Source organism: Mycetocola sp. Y442 (assembly GCF_056898615.1).
In genome coordinates, this window is the sequence record NZ_JBXHBV010000001.1 from 102,194 (window position 1) to 126,332 (window position 24,139).

Here is a 24,139-nt window from a genome sequence, read left to right on the forward strand (position 1 = left end):
CGGCGGTGCCGCCGGTTCGCCGGGACCGAGGCTCTTCGCCGTCCGGAGCTGGAAATACGCGTGCTCGGTATCGCCGCATCCTGCGGTTCGCCGGGTGGAATCTCGCGGTGACGTGGTGGTACGAACTTGTGCTCCCGCGCATCGGACTGCGGAGGGTCGCCGACAGAACGCGAACACGGCGGATGCAACGCTTCGCTCGGCGCTTCCACGGGCTCGCGGTCGACCTCGGCGGGCTGATGATCAAGGTCGGCCAGTTCATGTCATCCCGGCTCGACGTCCTGCCGCCGGAAATCACCTCGGAACTCGAGGGGCTGCAGGACGAAGTACCCCCTGTGCCGTTTCCCGCCATCCGAACCCTCGCAGAAGCGGAGCTCGGCGTACGGCTCGAGTTGGCGTTCCAGTGGATCGACGAGACGCCGGTGGCAGCGGCATCCCTCGGCCAGGCCCATCGCGCCACTCTCGGTGCGCTCGACACCGCCGACACGGGGCTGACCGGCGCCGTGATCAAGGTGCAGCGCCCCGGCATCGATGAGATCGTCGACGTTGACCTGGCCGCGCTGCGCAAGGTGGGCGGATGGCTCAGCCACGTGCGCCTGGTTTCTGACCGCGTTGACGCGCCCGCGTTGGTCGAGGAATTTGCGGTCACGAGCCTCGAGGAGATCGACTACCTTCACGAAGCAATGAACGCCGAGCGGTTCGCGGCTGACTTTGCCGGCGACGACCGGGTGGCCGTCCCCGCCGTCGTGTGGGAGCGGACCACCCGGCGGGTGCTCACGCTCGAAGACGTGACGGCGATCAAAATCAACGACACGGATGCCCTCCGTGTGGCCGGAATCGAACCGGGCGACGTGGCATCCGTCTTCGCCACCGTCATGTTCGACCAGCTGTTCACCCACGGGTTCTTCCACGCCGACCCGCACCCGGGCAACATCTTCGTCACTCCGATCGACGCCCCACCCGGTCAACGATCCTGGAAGCTGACCTTCATCGATTTCGGGATGATGGGGGAGGTATCGAGCAGTACCCGCGCTGGCCTGCGGAAACTGCTGTTCGCTGCGGCATCTCGCGATGGGAAGGGACTCGTCGACGCGATGGGCTCCGTCGGTGTGCTGCTGCCGACCGCGGAAACCTCCGAGCTCGAACGGGCGATGGTGCAATTGTTCGCTCGGTTCGGCGGGATGGGCTTCGCCGAGCTGCGTGACGTCGACCCGCGCGAGTTCCGTGATTTCGCCGTCGAGTTCGGGGACGTCGTGCGCTCGTTGCCCTTCCAGCTGCCCGAGAATTTCCTCCTCGTGATCCGGGCCATGTCGCTGACGTCCGGTGTGTGCAGCGCCCTCGACCCCAGGTTCAACCTGTGGGATTCCATCGAGCCCTACGCCACGCAACTGCTGCGCGATGAGGGTGGGAACGCGGTGAAGGATGCTGCCCAGCAGGCTCTCGAGATCGCGGGCATCGCCCTGCGGCTGCCCCGGCGCATTGATAACCTCATCGCCCGTTTCGACGATGGCACCGTCTCGGTGCAGAGCCCCGCCCTGGAGCGCCGGGTGATCCGGCTTGAGCACACGGCGCGACGCGTCGTCTCAGCGGTTCTGTTCGCCGGGTTCCTCATCGCTGGGGCCGTGGTCCGGGACGCGGATGCCGTATTCGGCACGGTACTGATGGCCGTGTCGGCAGTTCCGTTGCTCCACGCGCTCTTTGCCTCCCGCCGCTAGCGATGCGGCATTCCGACCGAACGGGAACCTTGACTACCGGGGCTGCTCGGCGCGGTGCTCGCCGTCGCCGACACGCTGTGAGGCAGCTCGGACGCAAACTTGACGGTGGCAGGTCCGTAGACCGCTTCGTCATCGCGCACCAGCGCTGTGCCCTCGGGGATCTCCACGGTGGTGCGTTCCCGCGTGGCGACCACGACGATGTCACCGGCTGGAGCCGGAATGACGACAGCGGCCCAGTCGAGGTCGCCGAGCTCAGGACGAACCTCGAACCGCGCCCATCCGTCGTCCACTGGCCGAACCCCGAGCACGGCCTCCGGCAGGATTGCCGCCGGACCGGACGCCCACGCGTGGCTGAGGCTGCGGCCGAACGGTCGCCCGTACATCGCGAGTGGGTCGTCATCGAGAGTGGCTTCCTCCCAAAACGTGCCAGGACCCCGCTCGAGCATCGAACCCCAGATCTCCCGCAGCTGGTCGAGCGCTGCCTGTGTTTCTCCCGCTGCACGCATCGCCCGGAGACGGAACGCCGTCATGAAGGGGGTTCCGGCGGTTCCCGCCTGAATCACTTCCGCGACACCGGGCGGGATATCATCCCCGTGATGGATGCCGGAGAGCACGGCGAGAAAGTTTGCGTACGTGGCTGGCCGCTGCGAGTCTCGGGCATCGAGGTAGTCCGCCCAGCGCCCCTCGGAGGCAAGCCACCCGCGTCGATGCAGGGTCTCGGCAAGTGTGAGGGACAGGTCGCCCCAGCGCTGGGCGTTCGGGTGTTGAACCGCGCTGAGCACCCGGTGGGCACTTCGAAGAGCCCAGTACCAGAGCATCTGAAGCGCGACCGGATCCCGACCGCTTTCGATGTTGAGACCCCAGTCGATGAACACCGAACCCGGCCCCGAGTCGGTGAAACCTCCTGGCTGTTCTGCCGGCCGAAAGACTCCATCGTCTCCCGCAAACCGGGCAAGATCGGCCACGAACCGGTCGAGTCTCCGCGACTCGGTCTCCGCAAACCGGAGATCGCCGAAATAGCGAAGCCTCAGCTCGGCGGTGACCACCCACCAGAGCGAGTAATCGGCGATTCCGTTCACATACCCGTGGCTCGGCTGGCCCAGCGCGACGAGCCCATCGGCGACGACCCCCGCGGCGCCGAGCGCGAATGCGTTGGCCAGGGTGCTCAGCGCCTGGTCGCCGGCCCACGGCATCCGGTCTCGTTTGATCCCGTCGATCATCAGCCCCTGCGTGCACACCCGCAACGTGTACTGGGCGGAGGCCCAGATGCGGGTGAGCTCATCATCGGAACAGGCGAACGCTCCTGGGCGGTCGATCGCGGCCACGGAGGCGCGCACGGCGACGACGTCGAGTGCGGTGCTCGCTCCGACGAATAGGTATCTGAAGCCCAACAGGTGCTGTGCGGTCCAGCCGCCGTCATCGAGGGCGATGAGATCGTGCCTGGTTTCGTGGGTGTCAGGGTCGCTGAGTGCTTCTTCGATGCTCTCGCCGCTGCAGATCCGTGGGGGAGGCCCCGGCGGAAAGACGGGCCGGCCGAGCACGGGCGCGCCGACATCGAAGAGTGAGTTCCCGATGCTGCGCGCGACGAGTTCGACCGTGCCGGTTGGCGCCAGGTGTGGAGCAACATCGCCGCCCTCCCGGGGGTTTACATGCTCCCACGGTTCACCGGCGGTGCGGGCTTTCCACTCACGGATGGGCGTGAGCCGGTTCACCGCTACCGCGGGAACCTCGCCCTTCGCTGCTGTCAGGTCGAGGCGGATGCCGGTGCCCGCCGGAGCGGGGAACGTCACCGCGTTCGCCCGACCGGATCGGTCGAGCACAACAGGTGTTCCTCCTACGGTGACCGAGGTCAGCGTCCCGGAGAAGCGCACCGTGACATCCGCGGCATCCGTCGCTATCGCTGTGAATGACGCTGTCGGGCAGACGCGACCGTAATTGCGGGGGTAGTGCACGTTGCGGTTGGCGGCGAAGCCTTCGTCGACTAGGCGAGCCAGCAGGGCCAGCTCGAACTGTCCCGGCCCGTAGACCCACGCTGTTCCGCCTGCGGGCGGGGTGACGGCATCGTCATCGAACGGCTGCGGCGACCGCTCGCGCACCCAGGCGCGCAGAGCGGCTGCGCTGCGCGGCGGTTGGCCTTCGGTCACCCCTTCACAGCGCCCGATGTCATCCCGGCGACAATCTGGCGCTGGAAGAAGATGTACATGATCAGCGGCGGAATGGTGATGAGGAGGATGTCGGCGAACAGGAGGTTGAACGAACTCATGGACTGGGAAATGAAGTTGAAGGTCGTCAGTTGTACCGTGGCGTTCTCGTCTCCCGGCGCGAAGTACAGCGCGTACGTGAAGTCGTTGAAGACGAACACCGACTGCACGACGATGACCGTGACGATCACCGACCTGAGCAGCGGAAAGATAACCCGGAAGAACAGTTTGATGGGCCCTGCGCCGTCAATGATCGCCGCCTCGTCGAGCTCCCGAGGGATTGTGGACACGAACGCGCGGAACAGCAGGATGCAGAACGACAGGCCAAGTGCGACGTGCACCGCGATCAGGCCGGGGAGGGTCTTGAAGAGTTCGAGGCCCTGGAGGACCCAGATGGTGGGGACGACGGCCGGTGGGATGATGAGGCCCGCGAGGACGAGGCCGTTCACCAGCGGGTTCCACCGTGACCTCCGGCGCTGCAGGACGTAGCCCACCATGGCGGCCAGCACCACCATGATGGACACTGCCGCGACCGTCAGGATCGTGCTGTTGATGAACGCCCGGACCAGCAGGAAGTCGCGGTTCTCGATGACCGCGACGATGTTGTCGAAGAATACCCACTCGGTCGGCAGGGTGAACTCAAGCGCAGCTGCCTCGCTCTGGGTCTTTCCAGCGGTGAACACGATGAACGCGAACGGCACGATGAAGACGATAAACGCGAGGATGAGGGCAATGGTGCCCGCACCCCACTTCCATGCGACATTTTTCATTGTTCGTCGCCCTTCTTGTTCAGCCACCGTGAGAGTGGAAAGACAATCGCCGCCACGACGATGAAGAGGACGACATTGCCAGCGGTCGAGAGGCCGAAGAACCCGGCCTGGTACTGCTTGTAGACGACGGAGGCGAGGACGTCACTCGTGAACCCCGGGCCTCCTCCGGTCATTGCCCAGATCAGGTCGAACGAGCGCAGTCCTCCGATGAGGGAGAGCAGCACCACCGTCACGGTCGCGGGGCGAAGCAGCGGGAGAGTGATGTTTCTGAAGGTGTTCCATGCGCCAGCACCATCAACTTTGGCTGCCTCGAAGTACTCCTGGGGGATGGCAACCATTCCGGCGATATAGATGAGCGTCGCGAGTCCAACGCCTTTCCAGATGTCGACGAGGGCGACGGAGAGGAGGGCAATCGAGGGATCGGTCAGCCACGCGGGGCCCTGAATCCCGATCGCGGCGAGGGCCTCGTTGATGGGTCCGTCGAACGGGTCCATCAAGACCTTGAACAGGATGCCGACACCGATGGTGCTGACCAGAACGGGAAAGAAGATCGTCGCTCGCAGGAAGCCGCGTCCGACGATTTGCGAGCTGAGGAACACGCCGAGCATGAGACCGATCACGACCTTGGCCCCGGACGTGAGGAAGGCGTAAATGAACGTGTTGACGAAGCCCTGCACCAGTTGCGGTTCCTGGAAGAACCTCACGAAGTTGTCGAAGCCGATGAAGTCCACCTCGAAGAGCGTCCACCGGGTCAGTGAGAAGTAAAAGGATGCAACGGTGGGGACGAGGAACAGCACAACGTAGAAGACCCCCGCCGGAATAAAGAACCAGGTCGGATATGAACTCTTCATCCGCCGACGTTTGGCCGGCTGAGGCGGAGTGAGATCACCGCGCGATCGAGAGGTTGGTGCCGTGGCTGTGGTCATGATCTGTCTCCCAATAAAGCCTGCGGGGCCGCGCAATCGGCCCCGCAGGGAGGATGTGTGGCCTACCAGCCCTCGATCCCGAGCTGCTGCGCCTGCTTCTTCACGTCTTCGTCGTACTGTGCTGCGCCATCGGCAGCTGACGTGATGCCCGAACCGACCGCGACGGTGATCTGCTCAAGCGCAGGGCCCTTGATGGGGGAGAGGAACTCGAGCGCGAGGTTGGTCTTCTCCTCATCGAAGTACGGCTGGAGATCGGAGACCATCGCCGGTACGTCCTCCGGCAGTTCGCATCCCTCGATGACGAACGGGCCCTGTGGGGCAGTCGTCTCCGCCTGAATGTCGCAACTCTCCGGCGTCACGAGGAACTCGACGAACTTCTTGGCAGCCTCGAGTTTTTCGCCTTCCGTTGACTGCGGAATATAGACGCCGCCTGGCATCCAGACGGTCAGGCCGTTCGTCTCCGCGTCGGGGCCGGGGATCGGGAACGTCCCGACGACGTCGCTCGCCTCCGGGTTTGTCGTCATCAACTGTCCCGCTGCGAACGTGAGGATGGGGTACTGCGCGCCCGCGCCGGTGGCGACCATGCTCACGCCATCCGCGTAGGTGGCCGACGCAAAATCTTCGTTGAACAAGCCTGCCTCGAACGCCTGCTGGAGGTGTTCAAACCCGGCAAACGCCGGCTCGTCGGCGTACTTGGCTTCGTTGCTTGTGTACTTCTCAGCCCAGTCGGGATCTTCGGCGAGGACATTGTTGAAGTCTCCGAGGATGAAGAGTTGCGATGTCCAGGTGTCGCCGTACGTCTGCACGATCGGAGCGGCAGTGCCCGCAGCCTTGATCGCCTCGCTGTTGGAAATGAACTCATCCCAGGTGGTGGGAATCTCAAGCCCGAGTTCTGCGTAAATGTCTTTGTTGTAGATCACAGCGCCAGCCATGGACTGACCCATCGGTATGCCGTACACGCCATTATCACCGCCGACCGAGTCGACGAAGTTCTCGTCGAGCTTGTCGACCCACGCCTCTTCGGAGAGGTCGACGAGCGTCGACTCCGGAGTCAGCGCCTCAAGGAGTGACCCTGAGTTGTACGCGAAAACATCGCTCATCTCTCCGGTCGCGAGGCGGGTCTTGATGAGGTTGTCGCCGTCCGCGCCCTGAGGTCGTGTCTGAACATCAATCTTGATGTCGGGATTCTCTTTCGTGAACGCCTCGGCAAGTGCCTCAGCGGTCGCAACCGTTGCCTCCTGGTTGTCGACCAGGTAGGTGAGAGTGCCGGCGGACTCTGCGTCGCCGCCCCCGCCAGAGCAGCCGGCGAGAGCAAGCGATACCGCAAGACCGCCTGCGCCGAGAGCGACAAATGAGCGTCGCCGAGTACGAGTGACCATTTCTTTACCTCCATGTAAAGCAACTGCGCTGTTGTATGCCCCGAATCCTCTCGGTGCTATGGCGAGGCCCACGCTACAAGCGGTTTCGAAAATCTGTCAACCGATCTACACAACTTTTCTGAAACGATTTTATGAGTTCGTAGAACGATCTATGTTTTCGGTCATAAACGTGTATTGTGGCAGCCAATTGAAAGGGGACGAGAGTGCCGGGATCGCGAGGAGCGACGATTGAGGATGTCGCGCGCGAGGCTGGTGTCTCGCGCGCAGCCGTGTCAAAAGTTATCCGTAACGCCTATGGGGTGAGCGCTGGAATGCGTGAACGGGTGAACGCCGCGATCGAGGTCCTCGACTATCGTCCGAGCATCGCCGCGAGGGCCATGCGGGGGGTGAGCTTCACCCTGGGATTCGAGCTGCCGCACATCGGTAACCCCTTCTTCTCCACCATCATTGCGGGGGCCACCGCAGAACTACGGCACACGCAGTACCAACTCATCATCGCGCCAGCGGATGGAGTGGACGGCGAGGAGGGGATCCGCGCGCTCCGCGCCCTGTCAGACCGCCAGGTCGACGGCATCGTGGCAGTTTCCCCGCTGGTCTCGCCCCAGTGGCTCGAACGACTGGCGACGACGGTGCCCGTCGTGATGCTCGGCCGCCATGACGAATCCGTCTCCTACGACACGGTGACGGGTGACGACGTTGAGGGCGCCCGGCTGGTGATGGAACACCTGTTCCAGCTGGGCCATCGGCGGATCGCACACCTGACACGCAGTGAAGACGTCACCCTCCCAGGGTCAGGTACCCCACACTCCATCCGACTTGACGAGTACGTCTCGCACATGCGCGCAGCCGGCCTCGAGGAGCACACGCAGATTGTTCGCACGGGCATCACGGAGGATGCCGCGCGACTCGACACTCTCGCGTTGTTCGATCGCGAGATTCCGACGGCGATTTTTGCGGGCAACGATGAGCTTGCGCTCGGGGCGCTCCGGGCGATCGACGAATGCGGACTCTCGGCATCCGACGTTTCTGTTGTCGGCTATGACGATATCGACATCGCCAGCCACCCCGCGATCTCGCTCACGAGCGTCAACCAATGCGGTGAAGCCATGGGCGAACACGCTGTGCGCCTGTTGCTCGAACGCATCGGAGGACGGACCGAACCAGTCAACGTCGTGGTAAAGCCCACGCTGAAGACCCGGCAATCCTCGCAACCTGCCCCGACACGTAACACTCCCTGACACGAACCGGTGTAACCGGGAACCTACGGAAGGTCGACCAATGTCCCAGCATTTGCCCGCTTCAACAACCACCGACCAGAGTGCCCGGGTTCTGGCAGTGGAATCGCAGTACCCCGAAGATCTCATCGGGATTCCGTCGACTGGTCTGCGCCTCACCTGGCGCGCTACGGCAGCGTCGCCGCAGATCGGCTACCAGGTGCGCTGGGATGGCGTCGACAGTGGCATGGGTGAGCCCACCCTGTCAGACGCGTCTATCGGCGTCGCCGCTCCCGGGCCGGTTCTGCAGCCCGGCGAAGTGCGGCACTGTGAGGTTCGCATCGCAACGGCGGACGGATGGTCACCGTGGAGTGATGCCCTCACCGTTGAGGCTGCGGTGGATCCGGCCTCTCTCGCTGCCCAGCCCATCGGTGGTTCCGAACCGGTGGAAGGTCCCGTGACGCTCCTGCGCACGACCTTCACCGTGCCTGACACCGCGGTCAGGGCACGCATGTACGCCACGTTCTGGGGCGTCGGCGAGCTGCGTCTGAACGGGCAGCGTGCAACGGAGGAGCACCTCACCCCGGGGTGGACGGCATATCAGGACCGTGTCCTTCTCAGCACCTGGGACGTGACCGAATTGCTCCAGGTCGGGCAGAACGCGCTCGGAGTTTTGCTCGGGGACGGCTGGTACCGAGGGCGACTGGGCTGGGTCGACGGCACGGAGCAGTACGGCACCGAAACCGCAGCCTTTGTGCAGATCGACGTCGAGTGCGCGGACGGCAGTGTCGTACGGGTCGCATCCTCCCCGGAGTGGAAAGCAGCCACCGGCGGCATCCGTTCGGCAAGCCTGTATGACGGCGTCGAGGTCGATCTTCGGGCCGAGCCGGACGGATGGGACACCGCGGACTTCGACGACGCCGCATGGGCTGCTGCCCGGGCGGTCGACGTCGACACGGCGGTTCTCGAACCGCGAATCACCGGTGGGGTCAGGACGATCAGGGAATGGGACGTCGCTGTTGAGCAACGCGATGGGCACAGCTTCCTGGATGCCACCCAGAACATCGCCGGCTGCTTGCGGCTCGTGGTCCGCGGTTCGGCGGGCGACCGGGTGGAGGTCCGCCACGCTGAAGTGCTCGAACCCGACGGATCGATCCACACCAAGTCGCTGCGCACGGCGCGGGCGACCGACGGGTACGTGCTCGCGAAGGACGGCGAGACGACACTCGAGCCCACCTTCACGTTCCACGGTTTCCAGTACGCCGAAGTCACGGGCGCCGAGGTGGTCTCGGCCACAGCGGTCGCCATCTCAAGCGCGGATCGACCACGGTCGGAGTTCGCGTGCTCGGAACCGATGCTCGAACGGCTGCACTCGAACGTGGCATGGTCGCAGCGCGACAACTTCGTCTCCCTGCCGACAGATTGTCCGCAGCGCGACGAGCGGCTCGGCTGGACCGGCGACGCACAGGCCTTCGCGCCGACGGCAAGCACCCTGTTCGATGTCGAGCAGTTCTGGGTGTCGTGGCTGCGCGACCTTGAGCTGGACCAGGATGCCGACGGCGCGGTTGCGGCTGTCGTTCCCAACATCCTTCACGACGCTGACGAGCCGGATTCCGGCAAATGGAAAACCATGGGACGCGCCGGGTGGGGGGATGCCGCGACCATCGTGCCGTGGGCGGTGTACGAGTCCTATGGAAGCGATGAGGTCCTCGAGCGGCAGCTCACCAGCATGCGACGCTGGGTCGCGAGCCTGGAGAAGCGGGCCGACGGTGGTCTGCTTCCCACCGAGTTCCAGTTCGGCGACTGGCTGGATCCTGACGCGCCGGGCGATCAGCCCTGGAATGCGAAGGTGTCAGCGGACTTCGTGGCAAACGCGTTCTTCGCGCACAGTGCCCGGCTGCTCGCCGAGACCGAACGACTCCTTGGCGACGCTGGCCGCGCGCACGCTGCCGACCAGCTCGCGGACCGCGTCGCTCGAGAGACCTGGGATCGCTGGGGCGAGGAGGCAGTCCAGACCCAGACCGGGGCGGCGATCGCACTCGAATACGGCATCGCACCCGACGACGAGCGCGAGCGGATCGGGGAGGGGCTCGCACGCAACGTCCGTCAGGAGCGCGGGCGCATCGCCACCGGATTCCTCGGAACGCCACTGGTCCTCTTCGCGCTCGCGAACAGCGGCCACACCGACGAAGCTTTCCTCATGCTGCTCCGCCGCGAAGCACCATCCTGGCTCTACCAGGTGGAGATGGGTGCGACGACGGTATGGGAGCGGTGGGATGCCCTGGCGCCGGATGGAAGCATCCACTCCGGCGACATGGCAACGGATGACAGCTCCGGAATGCTCTCGTTCAATCACTATGCCTATGGCGCTGTGATCGACTGGGTCTACCGTTACGTCGGCGGTATCGCGCCGAGCGTCGACCGACCCGGATATCGCCGTATTGTCGTGGCGCCGCGACCGTCGACGACCATCACCTGGGCCCGGGCGTCGGTTGAGACCCGGCTCGGCGATGCGTCGATCGACTGGCGTCTCTCGGGGAGCGACCTGCACGTTGACCTGGTCGTGCCATACGGCGCGGAAGCCGTGTTCGATTTGCCGGTCTCCGATGGCTCGGCAATCGAGTTGAACGGGCGGGCATTCACCGGCACGAGCGTAGGACCGGGGGAGCACCACATCGTCGTAACGACCGCGCGCGTGGCAGACCCCGAGGCACTTGTGGTGTCCACTCCGTAGCGCAATCGAATAAGTGATGCCGCCCGGCCGCCCGCGAGGGACCGCCGGGCGGCTTCTTTTCGGCGATGACAACGTCACTCTTGTGGATTAGTTAATAAGACTCCATTATTAACCCAGCCATCGGCATCCGCTCGCGATGGTCTACCGAGACTCATAGGAGAGTACTGATGCGAAAGATCAATCGCGTGACGGCGTTTGCCCTGGCGGGTGTGGCCACACTGGCCCTGGCCGGATGCAGCACAGGAGGCGGCGGGAACGCCGAACTCGTCTTTGGCATGTCGGCAGGGGCGGTGAAGGGCTGATGGGCGAGCACACGTTGATTCCCCGTCCGCGCGTTTTCACCGCTAAGGATGACGAGTTCGTCCTGCACGGTTCCGTCACGGTCGCCGCGGTTCCGAATGCGACGGATGCCGTCGCGCTGCTGGCCGAGCGGTTGTGGGCCGGTGCGCGGATCCGTGTCGACGTCGTCGATCGGGTGGCCGCCGGCATCCGATTTGTGACGGAAGCCACGATGGCACCGGAAGCGCACCGTATCGACGTGACCGAACAGGGGATCTCGATCACGGCATCCGATTCGGCCGGATTCCTGCACGGCACCGCAACTGTTCTGCAACTGATGGGCGACGGGATCTGGCGTTCGGTGAGCGCCACAGCCCGGACCGTCACGGTTTCTGCCTGCCAGATCGAGGATGAGCCGGCCTTCGCGTGGCGGGGAATCATGCTCGACGTCGCACGGCACTTCCTGCCTGTGCGAGAGGTGCTCCGCATCGTGGACCTCATGGCGATGCACAAGCTCAACCGACTGCACTTCCACCTCACCGATGACCAGGGCTGGCGGATCGAGATCCGGGCGTTCCCCCGGCTGACGGAGGTCGGCGCGTGGCGGGATCGCACCCAGGTGGGTGCAGACGACGCGACGGCGCCCGAGATCGAGCGGCCGCACGGCGGTTTCTACAGCCAGGACGACATCGCCGAGATCGTGGCGTACGCCGCGAGCCGCGGCATCGTCGTCGTGCCGGAAATCGATCTCCCCGGCCACTCGCAGGCGGCGATCGCGGCGTATCCCGATCTCGGTGTGCCGGATGCCGACGGGCAATCGCCGACCGTCGAGGTGTACCCGCGGTGGGGGACCAGCCCGTATCCGCTCAACGCCGAGACCAGTACCGTCGACTTCTTCCGCATCGTGCTCGACGAGGTGCTCGCTCTCTTCCCGTCAATCGACATCGGGCTCGGCGGCGACGAGGTGCCATCCGGCGCATGGGAGGCCGACGCCCGGTCGCAGGAACTGGCGCGCGATCGGGGTCTGTCGCACCCGCGCGAACTCCAGTTCTGGTTCCTGGACCAGCTGCGCGCTCATATTGAGCAGCAGGGCCGGCGGATGCTGGCCTGGGACGAGGTCCTCGAACACGACGTGAGTGAAGATGTCACCGTACTCGGATGGCGTGGGGATGCCGGAATCGGTGAGGCACTGCGGCGCGGTGTTCCGGTGGTCGCGTGCCCCGACAACCGGCTCTATTTTGATTACCGCCAGTCGGATGACGCGAGGGAGCCGATCCCGGTTGGCGTCGTCGTCGGGCTTCGCGAAGTCTATGGCTACGATCCGGTCCCGGAATGGGCAACGCCCGAGCAGGCGATGCTTGTGCGGGGAGCGCAGGCGAACCTGTGGGCCGAACACCTGGAGGATGCACGCTCGCGCGACTACATGCTCTGGCCCCGGGCATGCGCCCTCGCCGAGGCGCTGTGGAGCGGCCCGGGTGGGGCCTTCGATGACTTCGAGGTGCGGCTCGATTCGCACCTGCGCCGGCTCGACGAGCGTGGCGTGGAGTATCGTCGCCGCGGGGGACCGCTACCGTGGCAGGAGCGGCCCGGTGTGGGTGGGCGCATACAGGCGCAGGCGGAACGTCAGCGGGAGATCGATGCGCTGACCTCCGTCATCGTGAGGTGAGCGCAATCGAGGGAAAAGAAGGACGCAGGTTCAGACGTGCAGAACCCCGGTGAGCAAGCGAACCCGGCCACCGGCATCCTGTCGCTGACCCCATCGGAGTTGCGCGCGCTGCGGCGTCCGTCTCCGACATCCGGTGGGGCGGCGATCCAGATGACGCGGCAGCACAACCTCTCGGTCATCCGTCGCCTGCTGTACGAGAAGGGACCGCAGTCGCGGCCGGAGCTCGCGCGGCTCAGCGGCCTGTCGACGCCGACGGTTGGCGCGCTGGTCGCCGAGCTGGTGGATGATGGCACCGTCGAGGATCTGGGTGTCGTCGCCGAGGCCCGGGTCGGCAAGCCTGCCTCGCGAGTGGCCATCAACGCCGCGGGCAACGTGTCGGTCGTGCTTGATCTGACTCAGGACGATCTGTTTATCGGTGCGACCGTCGATCTCGACGGGGTTATCGTCGATCGAGTGCAGGTGGATATCGGCGACGCTGCTGGTGAGAACGCGCTCGAGCACGCCGTCGACCTCGCGAACGTGCTCATCGAGCGGACCACCGCTCAGGTTGTCGGCATCGGAGTGGCTTCGCCCGGCCTGGTCGATGACACCGGGCAGGTCCACGTTGCGGAGCGGTTGCGATGGCGCGATGTTCCGCTCGCGGAGACCCTCTACAGCCGGACCGGCGTTGCTGCGGTGGTTGGCAATGACGTCAACCTGCTGGCGCTGGGTCTGAACCGGTCGCAGAAGTGGGCGGGGCGAGACGCCATCGTGGTCGCGCTCGACAACGGTGTCGGTGCCGCTGTCCTCATTGGAGGTGCACCGGTCCTCGGCGAGCAGTTCGCCGCCGGTGAGATCGCTCACCTGACCGTCGATGCAGACGGCGCCCTCTGCCGGTGCGGCCGCCGCGGATGCCTCGACGTGGTGGTCGGCGCGCCTCACCTCGTGCGGCGGGTCGCGGCATCCGGCACGACAGTACTTGAACCCGCCGGCCGCATGCTGGGTGAGGCGCTCGCGCCCATCGTGCTGATGCTGAACATCAACGTGGTCGTTGTGGTGGGTCCCGCCGAGCTCGTTGAAGGGCCCTTCGCCGCTGGCGTCGTTGCCGGCGTGCACTCCCGCCTGCGCCCGGCAATCGTCGAGGGCCTGGAGATCGAGGTTCGCCGCAACGACCCGGAACTCGTGTTGCGCGGGGCGGCGGCCCAGGTCCTCGAGTCACAACTCGGGATGCGCTGACGGCTCGAGGCCTGGCGCATCGACCCGACTCTCGCCCGTCGTTTCGCGCGGTAGATCTGGGGGTCCGCGCCCTATAGACGGCTGGACCCTGCGATTCCCCGCCCGAGACTACCCAACTAGGGCTACGAGGGCTCGGTGCCGGCCATCGGCACCCGCCGCACGGTAGCGACCGCCGACGGCCGGACCCCGGCGCGCCGCAGCAGCCACCCGACACTCACAGTTGTTTCGGGCGGTGGATCCAGGGGTCCATGCCCGATATGCGGCTGGACGCTGCGATTCTCCGCCCGAGACTGCCCCAACCGGGCCTCGGCTGCGGCTACGAGGGCTCGATGCCGGCCATCGGCACCCGCCGCACGATAGCGACCGCCGGTGGCTGGAGCCTGCGATTCTCCGCCCGAAACTACACAACCAGGGCCCGGGTGCGGGGGCTGGCACCCGCGGCACCTCGGAGCACCACCGGTCGCCACCCACGTCTCGCCCGTCGTTTCGGGCGGCAGATCCGGGGGTCCATGCCCGATACGCGGCTGGACGCTGCGATTCCCCGCCGGAAACTACCCAACCAGGCCTCGGCTGCGGCGGCCGGCGCCCGCGGCAATTCGGAGCACCACCGGTCGCCACCCACGTCTCGCCCGTTGTTTCGGGCGGTGGATCCGGGGGTCCATGCCCGATAGGCGGCTGGACGCTGCGATTCTCCGCCCGAAGCTACCTGGCGCGACCAGGGCTGGGATGGTCCGACGCGTGGAGAGTCACCAGCCGTCCGGCCCGCTGCTCCCCGCCGGGTATTCCTCCAGGGGGACCTCGCCCGCCTGCCAGGCGTTGAGCACCGGGGTGACGATGCGCCAGCACTGCTCGGCGATGTCACCGCGAACCGAGAGCAGTGTGTCGTTTTGCAGGATCCCCGCGAGGACCTGGGCGTAGGCATCAAGTTCCGGCTCACCGGGGCGCGCCTCAAGGGTCACGCGTCGTAGCTCCGCGGCGTCGTCGGCGCCGTTGACGAACAGATCCAGGTCGACGTCACCGTTCTCGAGCGACATCCGCAACACAGTGCCGGTATCCGTACTCGCGCCGCGGAACCCGGCGGGAGGCGTCGAAGCGCGGAAGTGCACCGCCGCCTCTGCCCGGGGATTGCCGATGGCCTTGCCCGAGCGCAGCACGAACGGCACGCCCTTCCACCGGGGTGTATCGATCTGCAGCAGCACCTGAGCGAGCGTCTCAATGCCACGGTCGCCATCGACGTCGGCTTCGTCGACGTACGACGGGAACAGTTTCCCGTCCACGCGCCCTTCGGTGTAGCGTGCCCGGCGAGCAGAGGTCGGGTCGTCGCGCCAGATGCGGGTGACGCCCAGGACCTCCGCCATCCGTTCGTGCACGTCACTCGCGGTGATCTCGTCGGGCCGTTCCATGGCGACGAGGGCGAGCACCATCAGCAGGTGGCTCTGCAGCATGTCGCGCAGCGCTCCGGTCTGGTCATAGAAGGCAGCGCGGCCCTCGAGCCCCAGCACTTCGTCGTAGACGATCTCGACCTTCTCGATGTGCTCGGCACTCCAGGACGCTTCGAGCAGGCGGTTTCCGAAACGGAGGCCGAGCATCCCGAGCACGGTCGCGTTTCCGAGGAAGTGATCGATGCGCCACAACCGGTCGGCGGGAATCACGGCCGCCAGCGCCTCATTCAAGGCCCGGGCATCGTCCAGGTCCTCACCGAACGGCTTCTCGATCGCCACGACGAGGTCATCGGGGAGGTCTATTGCGGCGAGCGCCTCCGCGACCCGGCGACCCATCGCTGGCGGAAGTGCGATGTAGAGCACCGGTGCCGTTGGGCAGGCGTCCAACAGGGCTTTCAGCTCGTCCGGATCAGACGCATCCGTTTGAACAAATCGTGCACGAGCGGACAGTTCGTCGACAGTCCTGGCCGAGATTCCGGCGTCCTCGAGGCTGCGACGCACGAGGGACTGCCACTCGTCGTCGCTCTGGGCGGTCCTGGCGGCTCCGATCAGCGTGAGTTCCAGCCCTCGAGCTGATTCGGCGACGCGAGCAAGTCCCGGCAGCAGCAGCCGCTCGGTGAGGTCACCGCCGGCGCCGAGGATCGCGATCGTGCGGGCGTCGGGCGAGATCGACTCGGCGTCAGGAATTCCGGGCTGGTCGGTCATCGTTGCTCCTTGCGGTGAGAGGTGTGCACGTTGCGGCACCGGGTCGACCCTGGTCAGGCTCCCGTGACAGTCGAGGATACGCCGCGGCCTCTCCGTGAGACACGTCTTGACGGCGGTCGGCGCTACAGGGTACGAACCTGCCCGTCGAACCGACGTCGTGTCGACACGCGGGTGTTCAGAAGCACTGCGGATGCGACGCGGCGGCTTACTGGGCGGAACCAGCATTGCCCCATGGGCCGGGTGAGCCTACATTCGCAGCAACCGGGCCCGGACTCCACTGGCTGCGGCGCGCATCGCCCTTCAGCGGCGATCACGCCACGGACCCGGAGGGCATTGCACGACCGATCAAGGGAGATCACATGAAATCGTTCAAGGAGTTGTTGAGTTCTGGAACCGCCATCGCTGCAGCAGCAGCGCTCAGCGCGGGCCTCGTTCTTGCAGGAACCGTCGCCACCGACTCACGGGGCCACGGACACGGAAACGGAAACAGCAACAAGCCGACGACCGCAGACTCAATCTATCTGGATGAGATCAAGGACTACGGTGTGTGCCGCGGCACAGACGCTGCCTGTTACAACGAATGGGGCAACGGCTGGAAGCAAGGCGAGGCAAAACGCATCCTGATTTGGAGCCGCACGGCGGGCCCCCGTCACGCGCACCTGGGTACGCCACTCGGCCCAGGCCTGAACCCGCCACTGAACGCAGACAACGTGGCGCAGGCCGGACTGAAAGCCTGGGCCGCTGAACGCGGCATCCAGGCCGATTACACCGAAGACCTCGCGAGCTTCTCGCGCCTGAGCTCCTACCAGGCCGTTGTCTTCCTCGGCTCGAACCGCGACACCCTCGATGACCCCGCCCAGACGAACCTGATGCAGTACGTGCGTGGTGGTGGCGGCTTCGTCGGCATTCACAACGCGTTCGGTGCCGAGTACCACTGGGAGTGGTACGAGGGCCTGCTGGGTGGAGCCAACTTCTACGACCACGCCCCGAACCGCCCGGGCACGATCGAGACGATCAACAAGAAGGACGTGTCGACGAAGTTCATGCCGCGCAAGTGGGCATTCACCGACGAGTGGTACAACCTCGTTCCGTACCCGAGCTACGTGAACGTGCTGCTCGAGGTCGACCCGAAGACGAGCCTCAACGGTCGCGCTACCGGCCACCCGGGACACGGTGAGCAGCACGCCGTCAGCTGGTGCCAGTACTACGACGGCGGCAAGTCCTTCCTGACGACGCTCGGTCATGACGTGGCGGTGTGGACGGATGCGCCGATCGCCGGCGACGACATGTTCAAGGAGCACGTGCTCTCCGGCCTTGAGAGTGCCATGGGCATCAAGCCTTTCTGCGCTGTCTGACCTTTCGCACAAGCATCCGAACAACAGGAGCCCGCACCCGGTATCGCCGGGTGCGGGCTCTTTTTAACGGCGATGATCCACTCAGTGGGCCATCGTTCGGCTCTGTTCTCTCTATCCTTGCCGCGCTCTGGGCGCCGTCACATACTGGACACATGCGCAGCGGTCGATGGGACGAGCCGGTATCGGTACTCGACCGCATCATCGCCATTCTGGAGGCCGTCCGAGAGTCAGACGGGTCGACGTCGATTACCCGAATCGCCGTCGCCACTGGCACTCCGAAGTCAACGGTTTCCCGTTTGGTCCGGGATCTGGTGCGGCAGCGGTACCTGGCCAGGACCGACGATGGGGTGATCATCGGGCTCAGGCTCTTCGAGCTCGGCGCGCGAGCGAGTGGCCCTCGCCGACTCAGCCTGGCCGCCGTTCCGGTGTTGGCCGAACTGTTCAACGCGACGGGTGAGCATCTGAACGTCGCTGTCCAGGACGGGCGCGACATGGTGTCGGTGATCTCGGTACAGGGACGCCTGCGACCGGCACCGTCGCGCGCCGGGGTTCGGGTGCCGTCGGCGACGACGGCCCTGGGCAAGGCTGTGCTGGCGTTCTCGGAGGATGAATCCGAGCTCGGGCACATCATCAGGGGACTCGATCGCAGCGCACGGGACGCGTTCGAGCGGGAGCTCGCCAGTGTACGCACGAGTTCCGTCGCGATCGACCGCTGCGCAACTTTTCCGGGAGTCGTCGGCGTCGCGAGTCCGGTTCTCTCACCGCAACGCCGACCGGTGGCCGCGATCTCGGTGGCCGGACCTGTCGCCGACATGGATCCACAGCGGATGGCCCCGCTCGTCAGGCACGCCGCTCGCCTCCTCTCCCAACGTCTCGCCTTGTAGCGGCATGGCCGGGGAGACGGGCCGCCGGGATGAACTCTTCGGCGTTCTCGGTCGGATGACGATCATCTTCGAGGCGTTCGACGACGATCAGGGCCTCGGCCTGTCTGAACTTGCTGCGCGCGCCGGCCTCCCCAAGTCCACGGTGTCCCGGCTCGTTTCCGGGCTTGTCCGGCAGCGCTATCTGGAGCGCGAGGGCAAGCTGATCTACCTCGGCCTTCGGTTGTTCGAGCTCGGCCAGCTGGCAGAGGTCCCACGTGAGCTGAGGTCCGCGGCCCTGACGGTCATGGCCGACCTGCGGACCACGACGGGTGAGACCGTCCACCTGGCAATCCCCGACGGCGACCGGATGGTCTGCATCGCGATTATGCGTGGAAGGGGCGCTGCTGCTGATGTTTCCCGGATCGGCGCGAGTGTGCCGTTGCAGTCCAGCGCACTGGGAACGGCCGTCCTCGCCCCTGCCGCTGGGGTAGCGACCGCCGTCTGCGAATCCGACCCGGGCCTCACCTGGGTGGCCAGCGCGATCTCGGTGCCCGGAAGCGGTGCGATCGCGGCCATCTCACTGTGCGGGCCAGCAAACGACTTCGACGTCGATGGGGCCGCAGCCCACATCCAGGAGGCCGCACGGGCCGTCGAACGCCGTCTTGAACTTCGGGCATTCCGGATGCCGTAAGGCTCCCGACACCGCCTGCACGCCGAACCGCCTCCTCGGGTTCGGCCTCGCCGTGCTGGTGAGGCCGAACCGTCGGAGGCGGTCAGTGGTGCCGGGGGAGTCGTGTTACTTGACGATCCTCACCGTCACCGTCGACGTGATCTGCTTCTGCACCCCCTTATGGAGAACATTGACCACAAGGGTCAGTGGGACCTTGCCTTCCGGCACGTTGTTATCAAGATCCGCCTTATTGAACTGTATGAACAGGTGGTTCTTGAAGTCGGTCACCTTCGCGGCGGTCACCGGTGTGGTCGAGAGCGGAGTGAGTAGAACGGCCCCGCTTTCGTACCTGTGGCCTGCAGGCAACCTGAAGTACGCACCGACCTTGCCATCAACATCCGTGAACATCCCGCTCCTCGCACCGAGGTTGAGCGTGCTCGGTATGAAGGAGGCGGCGCCCGGTGTGTCCTGGGGTGTGAGATACACCTCGATCATTCCGGTCGGCCGGGGGTCGGTGCAGTCGTTGAAGTAATACTCACCGGCTCGATCGAACGTGTGCTGGTAGGTTTCACCCGGTGCCAGCTTCGCGTTGAACTCTCCCTCGAAGAACTGCGTCGCACAGTGCGGCTTCAGGTTCGGGAAGTTCGGGAACGTCTCTGCCCCCGGGTTCTTGAAGGTGACCGTTGTGCCGACGGGCACCCGCAACCGGGTGGGCTGCATGGCGCTCTGCGACACGCTGTCCTGCGAGGCTGCGGTGTCATCGGTGCGGCTGGTGCGAGCGAGGAGAACGGTGTTGTCCACCGTCGCGCCCTCGACCGCGTTTCCGTTTACCGGACGACGGATCGACAGCGGTGCCGTGTTCGGGCCTTCCTGGCTGCCGGACTCGGTGGTGTACTTGCCGCCGATCTTGAACGCCCACAGCGAGTCACCCTGTGTGACCGACGCGCCGTACGGGTTGGTCGATCCCGCTGCGAAGACAGCGACGTACTGCTCGCCGCCAACCTCGTAGGTGATCGGAGCGGACGCGATGCCCGAACCGGTCTGGAAGTCCCAGAGAACATCGCCGCTCGAGGAATCCATGGCCAGCAGTCGACCGTCGATCTGTCCGGCAAAGAGCAGGTCGGATGCCGTTGCCAGCGGCCCCTGGCCGTGCGACATGTCGGTGCCGAGGTGGTTCTGCCAGCGAACCTTTCCGGTCGATGCGTCGTAGGCGAGGATGCCGCCGGTCTGGTACTGGCCCATTGCACGCTGGCCGTTTGCACCGGCGCCGTTCCAGTGCGCGACCGGGTTGGTACCGTACGGGAAGTACACGAGGTTGGTCTTGTGGCTGTACGCGTTGTTCGACCAGTCACCTCCGCCGTTCTGGCTGGTGGTGGACAGGATCGGCAGATCCCACTGCGGGTCGTACATGCAGCCCTCGCGGTGATCCGACGGGTAGCCCTCCGGGTAGGTCAGGAAGGGCTCATCGGCGGCGACGTAGCTGTCCGGGTTGAAGACAAGGTTGCCGTCCTCGTCGGGCTGGTAACCGTTGTAGTTCGGGACAGCCCGCCAGGGGTCACCCGGGATGTTCTTCGGATCGAGCTTCTCCCAGACCAGGCAGTCCGGGAGCAGGCGGCTCTCGGGGAACGGCTGGGTCTCGGCGTGGTTCTGACGGGAGTCGGTGATCATCGGCTTCTCGGTCACGGGGAGGACAGGCTTGCCGTTCGTGCGGTCGAGCACGAACTGGTGTCCGGACTTGCTGCCGTAGAACAGGACCTTGCGCACGGCGCCGTTGTACTTCACGTTCGCGAGTGTCGGCGGGTGCACGTTGTCCATGTCCCACACGTCGTGCCGGATGGACTGGTAGTGCCACTTGTATGCGCCGGAGGTCGCGTCGACAGCGACCATGGTGCTGGAGAACAGGTTGTCGCCTGGACGCTGGGAGCCATCCTGCGAGGAGTTACAGCTCCGCGCGTTGCCGAACGTCATGTAGTACATGTTCAGTTCGGGGTCGACGGCACCGTGAATCCATGGTGTTGACCCGCCAACGAGCGGGCAGTCAACGCCCTCGGGCGTGACGGGTCCCCAGGTTGCACCGGCGTCGACCGAATTTCCGTTCACATCGGTGTAGACGGTGCCGCGGTCCGGCCCGCCGAAGAAGTGCCAGAGGTAGCTGCCGTCGCTCGCGTCGAGTCCGACGACGGCGGCGCGGTCACCGTTCGCCGCGTGTGCGTAGACGATGCCGTTGTGATAGACCGTGGCAACCCGGTCGAAGTTGCCCAGCGATTCGCCGTTCGGACCGGCAGGCTGCACAACCCAGGCTTCCTGGCCGGTGGCCTGGTCGAGGGCGACGATGCGGTCGTCGGCTGCCATGGTGAAGATCTTGCCCTCGCCGGAGGAGACCCCGCGTCGGGTGTCGGCGGTTCCGTAGGCGGTTGGCTCCCACTTCCACACGGACGCGCCGGATTTACCGTCGACGGCAATCACACCGCCGCTGGGAGTGTCGAGGTAGATGATGCCGCCGACGACGATCGGCGTGGTCTGCTGGCCGACATCGTCGGATGCCGGCGCTACGCCCGAGACGTGGGTGCGCCAGGCGGGCCCCACCTTGTCAATGTTCCGCTTGTTGATCTTGGTGAGGCCGGAGTAGTGCTGATTTCCGAGGTTGCCTCCCACGGTCGGCATATCCGCGCCTGTGGGCTCGAGGCCCGTGAGCCCCGCCGGTGGCACCGGTGCCGCCGGGTTGGCCCCGTAGGCCGGTGAGACGGCGACTGTCACCACCACCAGCGCTCCGAGGCCGAGTGCTCCCAGCCTCCTGGACAGATGTTTACGCATCAAAACTCCTTGATCGTCTTTGATCGATCACGAGCGCGCGATGCACGCCCGCGTTGAGGTGAGTCGGGCGTCCCGCTGAATCCCCTGAAACCGCTGGCCCCCCGGCGCCCTCGCACACTATCCGCGGGTATTGCCCGGCAGCAATGGCGCGACCCACCGAGTGGCACAGGCACTGCAGCGCCTGGCGTGACAGGATGCCCTGCCATCTCGCCGAGTCAACGGGCATCCGTCATTGCTGCGAAGATAAATGGTGGAAAGGTCGATGAATGGCTAGCGAGCAAGATGCAGTGACTCTCGAGGCGGAGCTGTTGCTTCCCGACGTACCGGAACTGGTCTCCGCCTACCCGGCCTCGCTCCCGGAGCCCACACTCCACGCGCGGTGGCTCGAGGAAGAGGAAGTCACCCTCACGTTCATCGAGATCGGCGACATTGCCGTGCACGTCGAGTCGACCGATGACGACGTCGAGTGGCACCTTCACGTCGGCGGTCACGACGGTCCTCCGCTTGACGGGACACCGTGGGACGAGAAGACCACCGAGGAACTCCTCAACTGGATGTCTGAATTCGTCGCCAGGGTTCACGCCTGTATCGAAATGGTCGACGAGGACATTTTCGACGCCGTGGACCTCTTCGAGGCAGGTGCCACCACCGCACAGCTCTCCGCGGCCAGCTTCGAACCCGAAGACTGGAAGCGATTCACGCCGGCAGACTTCAAGGTGTTCCGGGTGACCGTCCCCGGGCACGCAGAGCCGCAGATCTGGACCGGCTCCGGCGACGCGTGGCACATGCACGACGAAGAGCGGAACGGTGATGCCGAACTTCTGTGGACACCGCCGAACGTGGAAGAGCCGATTCACCTCGGCGCCGTCATCATCTCGCCCGAGACCGGCCTGCCCGCGACGTTCGCAAACCCGGGCATCAACTGGGACGACGTGGGAATGAGCGAGGATGACGCCATGGACTGGCTGCTTCGCGAACACCGGAACTGCGTGTGGGCGTCCACTGTTCACGATGCGCTGACCGAAGAGGTTTTGAAGGTGCTGGCAGGCTTCGCACCGGCCGCCCCGTCGCCTCACCGTTGATCCAGACCGCCCCGCGCGGGCGATGAATCGCTAGGTCTGAGCTGACTCGGACAGTGCCGCAACGACGCTGTCGCTGCCAACGAAGATGCTGCCGCCGGCGCGCACCGTCGTGATAATCAGCTCCGTCATAGCGGCCTTGTCGCGATTGACGGCCTCAATCCACTCCGGCGGGGCGTCGGTGTCGGCATCGACCCCGGCGCTCCAGTTGGCGATCTCAAGCAGGACCGGAATCAGGGCGAGTCCGTTTTCGGTGAGCGTGTAAACGACACGCCTGGCGTCGCCCGGATCCGGGGTTCGGTTCAGGATGCCGTTCGCCTCCAGTTCGGCGAGCCGCGCGGTCAGCACGCTCGGGGCAACACCCTCGTCCGAGTCCGAGAACTCCGTGAAGGTGTGCTTGCCGAAATAGACGATGTCGCGGATCACCAGTAGAGACCACGGATCCCCGAACGCCTCAAGGCCGAAATTGATGGGGCAGTGAGATTTGCCCTTCGTCCGCTTCATCAGGAACCCTTCACACCTCGGGACGGTGGTGGTACCGTCTTTCACTACGATCATGATAGTTAAAGGAGACGAATCATGGGCAACCCTCTTTCCACATTCGAGGTGCGGGCGACGCGGGAGTTTCCGGTGTCGGTGGACTCCGCCTATGCCGCCTGGACAACGCCCGAGCTGTTGATGCAGTGGTGGGGTCCACTCGGTTTCACCTGTCCGGTCGCCAACCTGGATGTCCGGGTCGGCGGGGTCTCACTGGTTGCAATGCGCGCGCCGGCGCAGTTCGGCGGCGGAGACATGTTCAACACCTGGACCTACACGCTCGTCGACCCTCCGAATCGACTCGAGTTCGAGATGCGGTTTACTGACGCGAACGGCGAGGTGATCAGCCCGGCCGATGTCGGCATCCCCGCGGGGGTTCCTGACACCGTCCCACATGTTGTGACGTTTGAGTCGGTGGGCGAAGGCGGCAGCCGGTTGAGCGTCACCGAGTACGGCTACACGGTCGAGGAGGCGCGCGATGGGTCGCAGGCCGGTCTGGATCAGTGCCTGGACAAGCTCTCGACGCTTCTCGTCGACGGCCCAGCCGCGAATACCCGCCGCTGAGTCGGGAGGAGGCG

At 65.4% G+C, this 24,139-nt stretch carries 18 protein-coding genes; 11 read left to right on the plus strand and 7 right to left on the minus strand.

What is annotated here, in order from left to right:
- Positions 1 to 5: 5 nt before the first annotated feature.
- Complete coding sequence (locus tag AC1X6S_RS00490) at positions 6 to 1,712, plus strand: ABC1 kinase family protein (protein ID WP_483403884.1); 1,707 nt, start codon at positions 6 to 8, stop codon at positions 1,710 to 1,712.
- On the opposite strand, the gene AC1X6S_RS00495 is transcribed toward AC1X6S_RS00490, so the two are convergent.
- The 4 genes from AC1X6S_RS00495 to AC1X6S_RS00510 form a co-directional block, all read right to left on the minus strand.
- Positions 1,709 to 3,856 carry an alpha-L-rhamnosidase-related protein gene (locus AC1X6S_RS00495; protein ID WP_483403885.1) on the minus strand — a complete coding sequence of 716 codons (2,148 nt, stop codon included), beginning with the start codon at positions 3,854 to 3,856 and terminating at the stop codon, positions 1,709 to 1,711. The genes AC1X6S_RS00490 and AC1X6S_RS00495 overlap by 4 nt on opposite strands.
- Positions 3,853 to 4,683 (minus strand): carbohydrate ABC transporter permease, encoded by an 831-nt coding sequence (locus tag AC1X6S_RS00500; protein ID WP_483403886.1) that lies wholly within the window; start codon positions 4,681 to 4,683, stop codon positions 3,853 to 3,855. The genes AC1X6S_RS00495 and AC1X6S_RS00500 overlap by 4 nt, the downstream gene beginning before the upstream one ends.
- Positions 4,680 to 5,534, minus strand: coding sequence for a carbohydrate ABC transporter permease (locus AC1X6S_RS00505; RefSeq protein ID WP_483403887.1), 855 nt, complete (start codon positions 5,532 to 5,534; stop codon positions 4,680 to 4,682). Before AC1X6S_RS00505 ends, AC1X6S_RS00500 begins: the two co-directional genes overlap by 4 nt.
- 137 nt (positions 5,535 to 5,671) lie before the next feature.
- Complete coding sequence (locus AC1X6S_RS00510) at positions 5,672 to 6,988, minus strand: ABC transporter substrate-binding protein (RefSeq protein ID WP_483403888.1); 1,317 nt, start codon at positions 6,986 to 6,988, stop codon at positions 5,672 to 5,674.
- 203 nt (positions 6,989 to 7,191) lie between these two features.
- Here AC1X6S_RS00510 and AC1X6S_RS00515 point away from each other — a divergent pair, with 203 nt between their 5' ends.
- The 5 genes from AC1X6S_RS00515 to AC1X6S_RS00535 all read left to right on the plus strand — a co-directional run bounded on the left by AC1X6S_RS00515 (position 7,192) and on the right by AC1X6S_RS00535 (position 14,096).
- Positions 7,192 to 8,226: a LacI family DNA-binding transcriptional regulator gene (locus tag AC1X6S_RS00515; RefSeq protein WP_483403889.1), complete on the plus strand. Its 1,035-nt coding sequence runs from the start codon at positions 7,192 to 7,194 to the stop codon at positions 8,224 to 8,226.
- 40 nt (positions 8,227 to 8,266) lie between these two features.
- On the plus strand, positions 8,267 to 10,936 hold the full coding sequence (locus tag AC1X6S_RS00520; protein ID WP_483403890.1) for a family 78 glycoside hydrolase catalytic domain: 2,670 nt from the start codon (positions 8,267 to 8,269) through the stop codon (positions 10,934 to 10,936).
- 167 nt (positions 10,937 to 11,103) lie between these two features.
- A complete protein-coding gene (locus AC1X6S_RS00525; RefSeq protein WP_483403891.1) occupies positions 11,104 to 11,238 on the plus strand; it encodes a hypothetical protein in 135 nt (44 codons plus the stop codon).
- A complete protein-coding gene (locus AC1X6S_RS00530; RefSeq protein ID WP_483403892.1) occupies positions 11,238 to 12,881 on the plus strand; it encodes a beta-N-acetylhexosaminidase in 1,644 nt (547 codons plus the stop codon). Before AC1X6S_RS00525 ends, AC1X6S_RS00530 begins: the two co-directional genes overlap by 1 nt.
- A gap of 36 nt (positions 12,882 to 12,917) precedes the next feature.
- Positions 12,918 to 14,096 carry an ROK family protein gene (locus AC1X6S_RS00535; protein WP_483403893.1) on the plus strand — a complete coding sequence of 393 codons (1,179 nt, stop codon included), beginning with the start codon at positions 12,918 to 12,920 and terminating at the stop codon, positions 14,094 to 14,096.
- Between the two features lie 746 nt (positions 14,097 to 14,842).
- On the opposite strand, the gene AC1X6S_RS00540 is transcribed toward AC1X6S_RS00535, so the two are convergent.
- Positions 14,843 to 16,243 carry a glucose-6-phosphate dehydrogenase gene (locus AC1X6S_RS00540; protein ID WP_483403894.1) on the minus strand — a complete coding sequence of 467 codons (1,401 nt, stop codon included), beginning with the start codon at positions 16,241 to 16,243 and terminating at the stop codon, positions 14,843 to 14,845.
- A 359-nt stretch (positions 16,244 to 16,602) separates the two neighbouring features.
- Here AC1X6S_RS00540 and AC1X6S_RS00545 point away from each other — a divergent pair, with 359 nt between their 5' ends.
- The 3 genes from AC1X6S_RS00545 to AC1X6S_RS00555 all read left to right on the plus strand — a co-directional run bounded on the left by AC1X6S_RS00545 (position 16,603) and on the right by AC1X6S_RS00555 (position 19,152).
- Positions 16,603 to 17,598 carry a ThuA domain-containing protein gene (locus AC1X6S_RS00545; RefSeq protein ID WP_483403895.1) on the plus strand — a complete coding sequence of 332 codons (996 nt, stop codon included), beginning with the start codon at positions 16,603 to 16,605 and terminating at the stop codon, positions 17,596 to 17,598.
- Positions 17,599 to 17,750: 152 nt separating this feature from the next.
- Positions 17,751 to 18,482: an IclR family transcriptional regulator gene (locus AC1X6S_RS00550; protein WP_483403896.1), complete on the plus strand. Its 732-nt coding sequence runs from the start codon at positions 17,751 to 17,753 to the stop codon at positions 18,480 to 18,482.
- 4 nt (positions 18,483 to 18,486) lie between these two features.
- Complete coding sequence (locus AC1X6S_RS00555) at positions 18,487 to 19,152, plus strand: IclR family transcriptional regulator (RefSeq protein ID WP_483403897.1); 666 nt, start codon at positions 18,487 to 18,489, stop codon at positions 19,150 to 19,152.
- A gap of 105 nt (positions 19,153 to 19,257) precedes the next feature.
- Here the strand turns inward: AC1X6S_RS00555 and AC1X6S_RS00560 are convergent, their stop codons facing one another.
- On the minus strand, positions 19,258 to 21,945 hold the full coding sequence (locus AC1X6S_RS00560) for an outer membrane protein assembly factor BamB family protein (protein ID WP_483403898.1): 2,688 nt from the start codon (positions 21,943 to 21,945) through the stop codon (positions 19,258 to 19,260).
- Positions 21,946 to 22,211: 266 nt separating this feature from the next.
- On the opposite strand from AC1X6S_RS00560, the gene AC1X6S_RS00565 reads away from it, so the two are divergent.
- On the plus strand, positions 22,212 to 23,027 hold the full coding sequence (locus tag AC1X6S_RS00565) for a hypothetical protein (RefSeq protein ID WP_483403899.1): 816 nt from the start codon (positions 22,212 to 22,214) through the stop codon (positions 23,025 to 23,027).
- Between the two features lie 30 nt (positions 23,028 to 23,057).
- Here AC1X6S_RS00565 and AC1X6S_RS00570 read toward each other — a convergent pair whose 3' ends face one another.
- On the minus strand, positions 23,058 to 23,573 hold the full coding sequence (locus AC1X6S_RS00570; RefSeq protein ID WP_483403900.1) for a winged helix-turn-helix transcriptional regulator: 516 nt from the start codon (positions 23,571 to 23,573) through the stop codon (positions 23,058 to 23,060).
- A gap of 30 nt (positions 23,574 to 23,603) precedes the next feature.
- Between AC1X6S_RS00570 and AC1X6S_RS00575 the strand changes: the two genes are divergently transcribed.
- Positions 23,604 to 24,125, plus strand: coding sequence for an SRPBCC family protein (locus AC1X6S_RS00575; RefSeq protein WP_483403901.1), 522 nt, complete (start codon positions 23,604 to 23,606; stop codon positions 24,123 to 24,125).
- The last annotated feature ends 14 nt before the right edge of the window (positions 24,126 to 24,139 follow it).

What these genes read in the sequence shown, in the direction of transcription:
- AC1X6S_RS00500 (WP_483403886.1), bottom strand. Translation starts at nt 4,683, where the DNA reads ATGAAAAATGTCGCATGGAAGTGGGGTGCGGGCACCATTGCCCTCATC.
- AC1X6S_RS00505 (WP_483403887.1), bottom strand. Translation starts at nt 5,534, where the DNA reads ATGAAGAGTTCATATCCGACCTGGTTCTTTATTCCGGCGGGGGTCTTC.
- AC1X6S_RS00510 (WP_483403888.1), bottom strand. Translation starts at nt 6,988, where the DNA reads ATGGTCACTCGTACTCGGCGACGCTCATTTGTCGCTCTCGGCGCAGGC.
- AC1X6S_RS00520 (WP_483403890.1), top strand. Translation starts at nt 8,267, where the DNA reads ATGTCCCAGCATTTGCCCGCTTCAACAACCACCGACCAGAGTGCCCGG.
- AC1X6S_RS00525 (WP_483403891.1), top strand. Translation starts at nt 11,104, where the DNA reads ATGCGAAAGATCAATCGCGTGACGGCGTTTGCCCTGGCGGGTGTGGCC.
- AC1X6S_RS00530 (WP_483403892.1), top strand. Translation starts at nt 11,238, where the DNA reads ATGGGCGAGCACACGTTGATTCCCCGTCCGCGCGTTTTCACCGCTAAG.
- AC1X6S_RS00540 (WP_483403894.1), bottom strand. Translation starts at nt 16,243, where the DNA reads ATGACCGACCAGCCCGGAATTCCTGACGCCGAGTCGATCTCGCCCGAC.
- AC1X6S_RS00545 (WP_483403895.1), top strand. Translation starts at nt 16,603, where the DNA reads ATGAAATCGTTCAAGGAGTTGTTGAGTTCTGGAACCGCCATCGCTGCA.
- AC1X6S_RS00550 (WP_483403896.1), top strand. Translation starts at nt 17,751, where the DNA reads ATGCGCAGCGGTCGATGGGACGAGCCGGTATCGGTACTCGACCGCATC.
- AC1X6S_RS00555 (WP_483403897.1), top strand. Translation starts at nt 18,487, where the DNA reads ATGGCCGGGGAGACGGGCCGCCGGGATGAACTCTTCGGCGTTCTCGGT.
- AC1X6S_RS00560 (WP_483403898.1), bottom strand. Translation starts at nt 21,945, where the DNA reads ATGCGTAAACATCTGTCCAGGAGGCTGGGAGCACTCGGCCTCGGAGCG.
- AC1X6S_RS00565 (WP_483403899.1), top strand. Translation starts at nt 22,212, where the DNA reads ATGGCTAGCGAGCAAGATGCAGTGACTCTCGAGGCGGAGCTGTTGCTT.
- AC1X6S_RS00575 (WP_483403901.1), top strand. Translation starts at nt 23,604, where the DNA reads ATGGGCAACCCTCTTTCCACATTCGAGGTGCGGGCGACGCGGGAGTTT.